This is a genomic window from Providencia sp. PROV129 (assembly GCF_028482245.1).
Taxonomy (GTDB): Bacteria; Pseudomonadota; Gammaproteobacteria; order Enterobacterales; family Enterobacteriaceae; genus Providencia; species Providencia vermicola.
In genome coordinates, this window is the sequence record NZ_JAMPQD010000043.1 from 1 (window position 1) to 10012 (window position 10012).

Sequence of the window (10012 nt, forward strand, 5' to 3'; positions counted from 1 at the left end):
TGAAGAAGAAGCAGAAGCAGAAGCTGAACGTCTTCGTTTGGAAGAGGAAAAAAATAGTTTATCAAAAGAGCAAGAAAAACCGAAAAAAGAGGGTTTTTTTGCTAGGCTGAAGAAAGGGTTATTAAAAACTCGTCAAAATCTGGGGTCAGGTTTTCTTAGCTTATTTACGGGTAAGAAAATTGACGATGATTTATTTGACGAATTAGAAGAACAGTTGCTAATTGCGGATGTTGGCGTTGAGACAACACGTAAAATTATCGACAACCTCACGGCTCATGCAAGCCGTAAAGATCTCAAAGATGCCGAAGCGCTGTATGGTAAATTGCGTGAGGAAATGTCTGATATTTTAGCGAAAGTCGATAAACCGCTCGTGATCGAAGATAAAAAACCCTATGTTATTCTTATGGTTGGGGTTAATGGTGTCGGTAAAACCACTACGATTGGTAAATTGGCTCGCCAATATCAATCTGAAGGCAAAAGTGTGATGTTGGCTGCGGGGGATACATTCCGTGCTGCTGCGGTAGAGCAATTACAAGTTTGGGGTGAACGCAATAAAATCGCTGTTGTTGCGCAACACACAGGTGCAGATCCAGCGTCTGTTATTTTTGATGCTATTCAGTCTGCCCAAGCCAAAGGTGTAGATGTGTTGATTGCGGATACCGCGGGCCGCTTACAAAATAAATCACATCTGATGGAAGAATTAAAGAAAATCGTCCGAGTAATGAAAAAACTGGATGAAAGCGCACCGCATGAAATTATGTTAACGCTGGATGCGAGCACAGGACAAAATGCGGTGAGTCAGGCGAAACTTTTTGACGAAGCGGTAGGTCTGACAGGTATAACATTGACTAAGCTCGATGGTACAGCAAAAGGTGGCGTAATTTTCTCGATTGCCGATCAATTTGGTATTCCAATTCGTTATATTGGTATCGGTGAAGGGATTGAAGATTTACGTCCATTTAAAGCCGATGACTTTATCGAGGCCCTATTTGCCCGAGAGGAATAATTTTCGATGATTCGCTTTGAACACGTTAGTAAAGCTTATCGCGGTGGCCGCCAAGCTCTCCAAGGGGTTGATTTTCATCTACAACCCGGGGAGATGGCATTTCTAACAGGCCACTCAGGCGCAGGTAAAAGTACGTTACTCAAACTCATTTGCGGCATAGAGCGCCCAAGTGCGGGTCATATTCTGTTTAATGGTCATGATATTAGTCGATTGAAAAATCGGGAGATCCCTTTTCTGCGTCGGCAGATTGGAATGATTTTTCAAGATCATCACCTGCTATTTGACCGTACAGTGTATGACAACGTTGCGATGCCACTAATTATCTCTGGTGCAAGCACGGAAGATATTCGTCGACGTGTTTCTGCGGCATTGGATAAAGTGGGCTTATTAGACAAAGCAAAAAACTTTCCAATTCAATTATCTGGTGGTGAGCAACAGCGTGTGGGCATTGCTCGCGCAGTGGTTAATAAGCCGACAATGCTCTTGGCAGATGAGCCAACGGGTAACCTTGATGGTGAATTATCGGAAGGGATTATGCGGTTGTTTGAAGAGTTTAACCGTGTGGGAGTGACGGTTTTGATGGCAACCCATGATGTTGCGTTGATTGAGCGCCGTAACTACCGTGTTCTGACATTAAGTGAAGGTCGGATGCTTGGAGGTCAACATGGCTAAAAATGCTCGAAGAGCCAAGCCTGAACGTGCAATGCAATCAAAAAGCAAGGCACTCAAAGGGGGATGGCGCGAACAATGGCGTTATTCTTGGTTGAATGCACTGGCAGATATGCTCAGACAGCCTTTGGCAACCTTTTTGACCATCATGGTGATTGCGATTTCATTAACTTTGCCAAGTTTATGTTATGTAGTTTGGAAAAACGTATCTCAAGCTGCGGCACAGTGGTATCCGACGCCACAACTTACGGTTTATCTGGATAAATCCCTTGATGAACAAGGTGGGCAAAATGTCGTGACGCAACTGCAAGCACTTGAAGGCGTTGATCATGTGAATTATTTATCACGGGATCAAGCCATGAGCGAGTTTCGCAGTTGGTCAGGCTTTAGTACCGCATTAGATATGCTAGAAGAAAACCCATTACCAGCTGTGGCTATCATCACACCCAAAATTGATTTTGAAGGGTCGGATGTCTTAACGACATTAAGGGATAGAGTCGGCCAAGTTGATGGTATTGAAGAAGTACGTATGGACGATAGCTGGTTTGCGCGGCTTGCTGCCTTGACGGGCCTGGTGGGCAAAATAGCTTCAGTCATTGGTCTTCTCATGATTGTGTCTTTGTTCTTAGTGATAGGTAATAGTGTTCGTCTCAATATCTTCGCAAGGCGAGACACCATTAATGTAATGAAATTAATTGGTGCGACAGATGGTTTTATTATGCGGCCATTCTTAAACGGCGGCATTGTGCTCGGTGGTGTGGGGGCGATTATTTCGCTGATCATGACCTTCTTATTGGTTTGGCAACTAGGTAGTGGTGTGGCACAAGTCGCGAGTGTGTTTGGCACACAATTTCATATTGAGGGGTTACTTTGGGAAGAATCCCTATTAATCCTTTTATTGTCAGCGATGGTGGGGTGGATTGCGGCATGGTTAGCCACATTACAACATTTACGTCATTTTACACCTGAGTAACCGTTTGTTTTCTTGTCATTTTCAGTAAGGGCTATTGGTGGTTATATTACCCTAGCCCTTGATTATATTAGATATTGACTTTAAGAATGAACTTAGTCTGAATTGTTTTGTCCTATATTGACCCACCGTTAACAATTCTTGTATATAATTTATTTAATGCGGTGAAACTGGTAGACTATCTACTTGTTTACAGCATATCGTTTTTTCATTGTTAACCTATATGATGGTTATCAACATCGAATAAATTTCATTCCTAATATTTATAGAGGATCTGAATGACCAAAGACATGCAATCATTAACGCTTGTTCCGCAAGGAAGTATTGAAGCCTATGTTCGAGCTGCTAATGCTTACCCAATGCTGACCGCTGAGGAAGAAAAGGAACTTGCTGAACGGCTGCATTATAACGGCGATCTGGATGCTGCAAAGCAACTGATCTTATCGCATTTGCGCTTTGTTATTCACGTTGCTCGTAGTTATGCAGGTTATGGTTTACCGCAAGCGGACTTAATTCAGGAGGGTAATATCGGCCTGATGAAAGCCGTGCGCCGTTTTAACCCTGAAGTGGGAGTGCGCCTCGTTTCCTTTGCCGTGCATTGGATCAAAGCGGAAATTCATGAATATGTTTTGCGTAATTGGCGAATTGTTAAAGTTGCCACTACAAAATCGCAGCGTAAATTATTTTTTAACTTAAGAAAAAATAAGAAGCGTCTTGGTTGGTTTAATCAAGACGAAGTCGATATGGTCGCCCAAGAGCTTGGTGTGAGTACCAAAGATGTCCGCGAAATGGAATCACGCATGGCGGCGCAAGACATGGCATTTGATATGTCAGATGACGACGACAGTGCTGATTTCGGAGGCCCTGTTGCGCCTGTATTATTTTTACAGGATAAATCATCTGACTTTGCTGGATCAATTGAAGATGATAACTGGGAAAGCCATGCAACTGATCGTTTAGCGGATGCGCTAGACTCATTAGATGAGCGCAGCCAAGATATCATTCGTGCTCGTTGGTTAGATGACGACAACAAAACCACATTGCAGGAATTAGCTGATAAATACGGTGTTTCTGCAGAACGTGTTCGTCAGCTAGAAAAAAACGCAATGAAAAAATTGCGTTTGGCAATGGAAGAAAGCGACGACGAAATGTAGTCCATTTCGCCCCAAGTTATCTGCATTTATTGCCTCTAAGAGGGAATAAATGCAGATGCTCATATCAATAAGTTATACAGCTAACTACAGCAGACTTCATATTTATTCATCACTATACAACTCTAACGGCAGGCCATCAGGGTCAGCAAAAAACGTAAATCGTTTTTGTGTATAGGGATCGGTCCTCACCGCTTCACATGTAATGCCTTGTTTTGTTAAATAGGCAATCCACTCATCTAACTTATCAACGCTAAAAGCCAAATGGCGAAGCCCTGCGGCTTCAGGGTAACTAGGCCTTGCTGGTGGGTTTGAAAAGCCAAATAATTCAATTTGATAGAGCTCACCAAATGCTAAATCGGCCTTCCATGAGTCATTGTGAGGGCGATAATGTTCACTAAGTAAATTTAGCCCTAAAATGCGGCAGTAAAAATCTTTACTGACTTCATAGTGGGAAGCGATAATCGCAATATGGTGAATTTTATTTAATTTCATTTAAATGGCCTACGATGAGTTTCCATACACCAGTCTGTGAAGTGGCGTGAAATCCACAAGTGGTTAAAAATGCATGCATGACTTGAACTTGTTTTTCATCTAACTGATTAAACTTAAATTGCCATACCATGACTTCTGGGTGTGCTCGGTGTATTTCTTGTAATAAATAAAGGCCAACACCGCGCCTACGAGTGACTTCTCGCACGCAAAAATCATCAATAATGCCTTGTCTTTGGTCGATGGTGACTTTTGCTGCGGCAAGTAATCTATCATTAAAGCGGGCTGCATAAATTAAGTGCATTTCACCGAGCGGTTGTACACGTTTATCAATCTTCTGGTCTGGCCAGATTTTATCCAAGTCTTGGTACTGCTGCTCAGTAGGATTGACCAAAGGGATAATAGTGAGTCTCATGATGTTTTATCTGTTTCCCTGCAAGGGTTGCAGCTACTCGTCCTGCCAGAGTGATCTGTAACCGATTTTTTTATTTTAGAGAGAAAAATTTTGTCAGACTGCATTTTCCGAGTTTCACTCGGATTAATTTAAATTTAACTAGAATATAACACTAGTATTTACAAAAAACCTACTTAAACACATCAGTTTTTTATTCTGCATCTAATGTAATAACCTACCATATCCATTTGCTATTTAGCATAATTATCTTGTTTAATACTATGAAATATATAGCCTTATTCGCTGTATTTTGAAATATCAGGCATTGTACCTGTCAACCATAATAAACGATTATAAATCAAACACAAACACTCAGAACCATGAAGACGGGGACGATAAAATGAAGAATATGAATAAAGCATTATTAGCGGGCTGCATCGCAATGGCGTTCAGCTCAGCAGGATGGGCGAAGGAAATTAAAATAGCAGTTGTGGGCGCGATGTCTGGCCCTGTCGCACAATATGGTGATATGGAGTTTACAGGTGCTCGCCAAGCGATTGCAGATATTAATGCAAAGGGTGGGATCAATGGCAACACATTAGTTGCCGTTGAATACGATGATGCATGTGATCCGAAACAAGCGGTTGCGGTTGCAAACAAAGTTATCAATGACGGAATTCGCCATGTTATTGGTCATTTGTGCTCCTCTTCCACACAACCTGCATCGGATATCTATGAAGATGAAGGCATTATCATGATCACGCCTGCGGCAACCAATGCGGATTTAACGACACGTGGTTACCAAATGGTGCTGCGTACAACGGGTTTGGACTCTGACCAAGGCCCTACGGCAGCGAAATATATTCTTGAAGAAATTAAGCCGTCACGTATCGCTGTTGTTCATGATAAACAACAATATGGTGAAGGTTTAGCGCGTTCTGTTCGTGAAAGCCTCAATAAAGCAGGGACGAAAGAAGTGATGTTTGAAGGTGTCACGGCTGGAGACAAAGATTTTTCTGCCTTAGTCGCGAAGCTGAAAAAAGAGAACGTGGACTTTGTTTACTTTGGTGGTTACTACCCAGAAATGGGGCAAATTTTACGCCAAGCAAAACAGGCAGGCCTGAATATTCGCTTTATGGGGCCTGAAGGTGTGGGTAACTCTTCGCTGTCTAACATTGCAGGTGATGCATCTGAAGGGATGTTAGTGACATTGCCAAAACGTTATGACCAAGTCGCAACTAACCAACCAATTGTTGATGCCATCAAAGCGAAAAAAGAAGACCCAACGGGGCCATTTGTGTGGACAACTTATGCGGCAATCCAAGGTTTAACCACTGCAATGGAACGTACAGGGAGCATTGAACCTGAAGACTTAGTCAAAGATCTGAAAGCAAATCCAGTAGATACCGTGATGGGTACACTGAGCTGGCAACCAAATGGTGACCTGAAAGGGTTCGAATTTGGTGTGTTTGAATGGCACAAAGATGGGACTTCCACTCCTATAAAATAGTACCCAGTAGTGTTCCAACGTAGTGAACAATAACCGGAAGTGAGTTGACTCGCTTCCGGCTTCTGTTCTCTATTCAGGACAAGCAGTTCGAAAGGAAAGTCTTATGTCAGATCAAATTCTTTATTTTATTCAGCAATTTCTTAATGGATTAACCCTTGGCAGCACCTATGCGTTGATCGCTATTGGTTATACGATGGTGTATGGCATCATTGGGATGATTAACTTCGCCCACGGTGAAGTGTATATGATTGGGAGCTACGTCTCTTTTATCGTGATTGCAGGCTTGATGATGCTAGGGATTGATGTTGGTTGGATCCTCGTAGCAGCCGCCTTTATTGCGGCGATCATCGTTTCCAGTGCGTATGGTTGGAGCATCGAGCGAGTCGCTTATCGGCCAGTGCGCCATTCTAAACGTCTGATCGCATTAATCTCAGCGATCGGAATGTCAATCTTCTTGCAAAACTATGTCAGCTTGTCTCAAGGCTCCCGCGATCTTGCATTACCTAGCTTAATTACAGGCCAGTGGGTATTAGGGGAAAGCGATGGTTTTGAAGCAACCGTGACAAAAATGCAGCTCACTATTTGGGTGGTTACGCTCCTTGCCATGTTGGCATTAACCCTTTTTATTCGCTATTCGAAAATGGGGCGTGCTTGCCGTGCTTGTGCTGAAGATCTCAAAATGGCCAGTTTATTGGGGATCAATACTGACCGTGTTATCTCACTAACCTTTGTGATCGGTGCTGCAATGGCTGCTGTAGCAGGGGTTTTATTGGGGCAATTTTATGGTGTGATCAATCCTTACATTGGCTTTATGGCAGGAATGAAAGCTTTTACTGCTGCAGTATTAGGTGGGATCGGCAGTATTCCAGGTGCTATGTTAGGTGGCTTGATCCTCGGAGTTGCAGAGGCGATGACTTCTGCTTATTTAAGTACTGAATACAAGGATGTTGTGTCATTTGGTTTATTAATTGGTGTTCTGTTAATCATGCCGACCGGCATTCTGGGACGTCCGGAGGTCGAAAAGGTATGAGAAAAGAAAATTGGATTAATGCCATTGTGGCATCGGCAACCTTCTTTGTTTTAGCCTTATTTATGATGGGCTTACAGCTTGCGCTGGATGGTACGAAATTGGTGGTAACCGTGGGGGATTCTGTTCGTTGGAACTGGATCATCGCTGGGATTGCGATCATTTTTGTTTATCAATTGGTTCGCCCAACCTTAAGCAAGGTTTGGCAAGGTGTACCTAAAAAAGCGTGGTCGATCCCTGATTTTGACGGCTCGACGACTAAGCAAAAAATTCTTGCTGTTGTTATCATTATCGCAGCTATCATTTGGCCATTTATTGTTTCACGTGGAAGCGTTGATATCGCCACCTTAACCCTTATTTATGTGATGTTAGGGTTGGGGTTAAACGTGGTTGTGGGCTTATCGGGCTTATTGGTTTTAGGTTATGCTGGCTTTTATGCGATTGGCGCTTATACCTTTGGTTTGTTAAACCATTATTATGGCTTTGGTTTCTGGGAAAGCTTACCAATAGCAGGGCTAATAGCCGCATTGGCTGGTTTTTTACTGGGCTTTCCAGTTCTAAGGTTAAGGGGAGATTACCTCGCCATCGTAACGTTGGGTTTCGGGGAAATTGTCCGTATTTTATTACTGAATAATACGGAGATTACGGGAGGTCCGAATGGGATCAGCCAATTGCCAAAACCGACGTTTTTTGGCCTCGAATTTAGCCGAACAGCAAAAGATGGCTGGGATACTTTCCATAACTTTTTTGGGTTAGATTACAATCCAGGCGATCGGATCATTTTCCTTTATTTTGTCGCTTTATTGCTGGTGGTTTTAACCCTATTTGTGATCAATCGATTACTGCGGATGCCATTAGGCCGCGCTTGGGAAGCTCTGCGTGAAGATGAAATTGCATGTCGTTCACTTGGCTTAAGCCCGACGCGTATCAAACTCACTGCATTCACTATTAGTGCCGCCTTTGCGGGGTTTGCGGGAACGTTATTTGCCGCAAGGCAAGGGTTTATTAGCCCTGAATCATTTACATTTGTTGAGTCCGCGTTTGTTTTAGCCATCGTGGTACTGGGGGGAATGGGCTCACAAACCTCTGTTATTTTAGCGGCGATTATCTTAGTTGTATCAAGGGAAATGATGCGTGACCTCAACCAATACAGCATGTTACTGCTGGGTGCATTGATGGTGTTAATGATGATTTGGCGACCGCAGGGCTTATTGCCGATGAAACGCCGTCAAGTTCAGGTGAAAAAAATACCTGAAGGGGAGGGGGTATGAGCCAATTAACCACGCCTTTATTACAAGTCAGCGGGTTAACCATGCGCTTCGGTGGTCTACTTGCTGTGAATAATGTTGAGCTTACCCTTAATCAAGGGGAAATTGTTTCTCTGATTGGGCCAAATGGTGCAGGGAAAACAACCATTTTCAATTGTTTAACGGGGTTTTATAAGCCAACTAGTGGAACGATTTTGTATCGAGAAAAGCATCTCGAAGGTCTAACAGGGCAAGCTATTGCGCGTCTTGGTGTGATCCGCACATTCCAACATGTGCGGTTATTTAAGGAAATGACTGTCATCGAAAACCTGTTGGTCGCGCAGCATCAGCATTTAAAAAGTGGTATTTTTTCAGGGCTTTTGAAAACGCCAGCATTTCGCCGCGCAGAGTCTGCGGCTTTAGACAATGCAGTTAAGTGGTTAGAACGTGTGGATTTACTACCATTTGCCAATCGACAAGCGGGTAACTTGGCGTATGGGCAGCAACGTCGGTTAGAAATTGCGCGCTGTATGGTGACACGCCCTGAAATTTTAATGTTAGATGAACCCGCAGCAGGGCTTAACCCAAAAGAAACCAATGACTTGGATGATTTAATTGCCGAATTACGGACTCATCATAATGTTTCAATTTTATTAATTGAACATGATATGAAGCTGGTCATGGGAATTTCAGATAGCATTTACGTCGTCAATCAGGGCACACCATTGGCGAATGGCACACCGAGTGAAATACGCCAGCATCCTGATGTTATTAAAGCCTATTTGGGGGAAGCTTACTGATGTTAGAATTTAAAAAAGTTTCTGCTCATTATGGAAAAATTCAAGCATTACATGAGATTAGCTTAAATATCCAAAAGGGTGAGATTGTCACCCTGATTGGGGCAAATGGGGCAGGTAAAACCACGCTTTTAAGCACGCTTTGCGGTGATCCAAGGGCCTCTGAAGGGCAAGTATTGTATCGTGATGTGGATATTACTCAGTTGCCGACCTCAAAAATAATGCGTGAAGATATTGCACTTGTGCCAGAAGGGCGACGAGTTTTTTCCCGTATGACAGTGGAAGAAAACCTTGCGATGGGCGGCTTTTTTGCCACGCGCCAACAATATCTAGAACGCATTGAGCGAGTGTATAAGCTGTTTCCTAGGTTATATGAGCGTCGTACTCAGCGTTCAGGGACGATGTCTGGTGGGGAGCAGCAGATGTTGGCAATCGGACGAGCATTGATGAGCCAACCTGAATTATTGCTACTGGATGAGCCTTCATTGGGACTAGCGCCAATCATCATTATGCAGATATTTGACACTATCCAGCAGCTGCGAGAAGAGGGAATGACAATTTTCCTCGTGGAGCAAAATGCGAATCAAGCCCTAAAACTCGCTGATCGTGGGTATGTATTGGAAAATGGGCACATAGTGCTAGAAGATAGCGGGAAAGCGTTATTGGCTAATGAGGCAGTACGCAGCGCTTATCTCGGCGGCTAAAATTTTCGTCATCCTTCACGCTGTGGCGGTGTTGGCTTCATTTGG

Annotated in this window: 11 protein-coding genes; 9 read left to right on the forward strand and 2 right to left on the reverse strand. The window is 43.4% G+C overall.

All coding sequences use genetic code 11. From position 1 onward, the window contains the following. From ftsY to rpoH, 4 genes are all read left to right on the forward strand, one after another. A partial coding sequence (gene ftsY / locus PSF27_RS20490) for a signal recognition particle-docking protein FtsY (RefSeq protein ID WP_272682162.1) occupies positions 1-1006 on the forward strand: 1006 nt, incomplete at its 5' end. Positions 1007-1012: 6 nt separating this feature from the next. After that, a complete protein-coding gene (gene ftsE / locus PSF27_RS20495; RefSeq protein WP_206083498.1) occupies positions 1013-1678 on the forward strand; it encodes a cell division ATP-binding protein FtsE in 666 nt (221 codons plus the stop codon). Further along, entirely contained in the window at positions 1671-2648 is a 978-nt protein-coding gene (gene ftsX / locus PSF27_RS20500) for a permease-like cell division protein FtsX (protein WP_272682163.1), read from the forward strand. Before ftsE ends, ftsX begins: the two co-directional genes overlap by 8 nt. Before the next feature lie 275 nt (positions 2649-2923). After that, positions 2924-3799, forward strand: a complete 876-nt coding sequence (rpoH, locus tag PSF27_RS20505; protein ID WP_225818567.1) for an RNA polymerase sigma factor RpoH — start codon at positions 2924-2926, stop codon at positions 3797-3799. 102 nt (positions 3800-3901) lie between these two features. On the opposite strand, the gene PSF27_RS20510 is transcribed toward rpoH, so the two are convergent. Both PSF27_RS20510 and panM read right to left on the reverse strand, forming a co-directional pair. Continuing rightward, positions 3902-4291: a VOC family protein gene (locus tag PSF27_RS20510; protein WP_206083501.1), complete on the reverse strand. Its 390-nt coding sequence runs from the start codon at positions 4289-4291 to the stop codon at positions 3902-3904. Then, positions 4278-4703 (reverse strand): aspartate 1-decarboxylase autocleavage activator PanM, encoded by a 426-nt coding sequence (panM, locus tag PSF27_RS20515; protein WP_206083502.1) that lies wholly within the window; start codon positions 4701-4703, stop codon positions 4278-4280. Before panM ends, PSF27_RS20510 begins: the two co-directional genes overlap by 14 nt. Positions 4704-5082: 379 nt before the next feature. Here panM and PSF27_RS20520 point away from each other — a divergent pair, with 379 nt between their 5' ends. The 5 genes from PSF27_RS20520 (at position 5083) to livF (ending at position 9967) form a co-directional block, all read left to right on the forward strand. Further along, positions 5083-6192 (forward strand): branched-chain amino acid ABC transporter substrate-binding protein, encoded by a 1110-nt coding sequence (locus PSF27_RS20520; RefSeq protein WP_225818564.1) that lies wholly within the window; start codon positions 5083-5085, stop codon positions 6190-6192. A 103-nt stretch (positions 6193-6295) separates the two neighbouring features. Further along, positions 6296-7222 (forward strand): high-affinity branched-chain amino acid ABC transporter permease LivH, encoded by a 927-nt coding sequence (gene livH, locus PSF27_RS20525; RefSeq protein ID WP_206083504.1) that lies wholly within the window; start codon positions 6296-6298, stop codon positions 7220-7222. Beyond that, positions 7219-8490, forward strand: a complete 1272-nt coding sequence (locus PSF27_RS20530; protein ID WP_272682164.1) for a high-affinity branched-chain amino acid ABC transporter permease LivM — start codon at positions 7219-7221, stop codon at positions 8488-8490. Before livH ends, PSF27_RS20530 begins: the two co-directional genes overlap by 4 nt. Further along, positions 8487-9266: a high-affinity branched-chain amino acid ABC transporter ATP-binding protein LivG gene (livG, locus tag PSF27_RS20535; protein WP_272682165.1), complete on the forward strand. Its 780-nt coding sequence runs from the start codon at positions 8487-8489 to the stop codon at positions 9264-9266. The genes PSF27_RS20530 and livG overlap by 4 nt, the downstream gene beginning before the upstream one ends. Next, complete coding sequence (gene livF, locus PSF27_RS20540; RefSeq protein WP_206083507.1) at positions 9266-9967, forward strand: high-affinity branched-chain amino acid ABC transporter ATP-binding protein LivF; 702 nt, start codon at positions 9266-9268, stop codon at positions 9965-9967. The genes livG and livF overlap by 1 nt, the downstream gene beginning before the upstream one ends. Positions 9968-10012 lie beyond the last annotated feature (45 nt).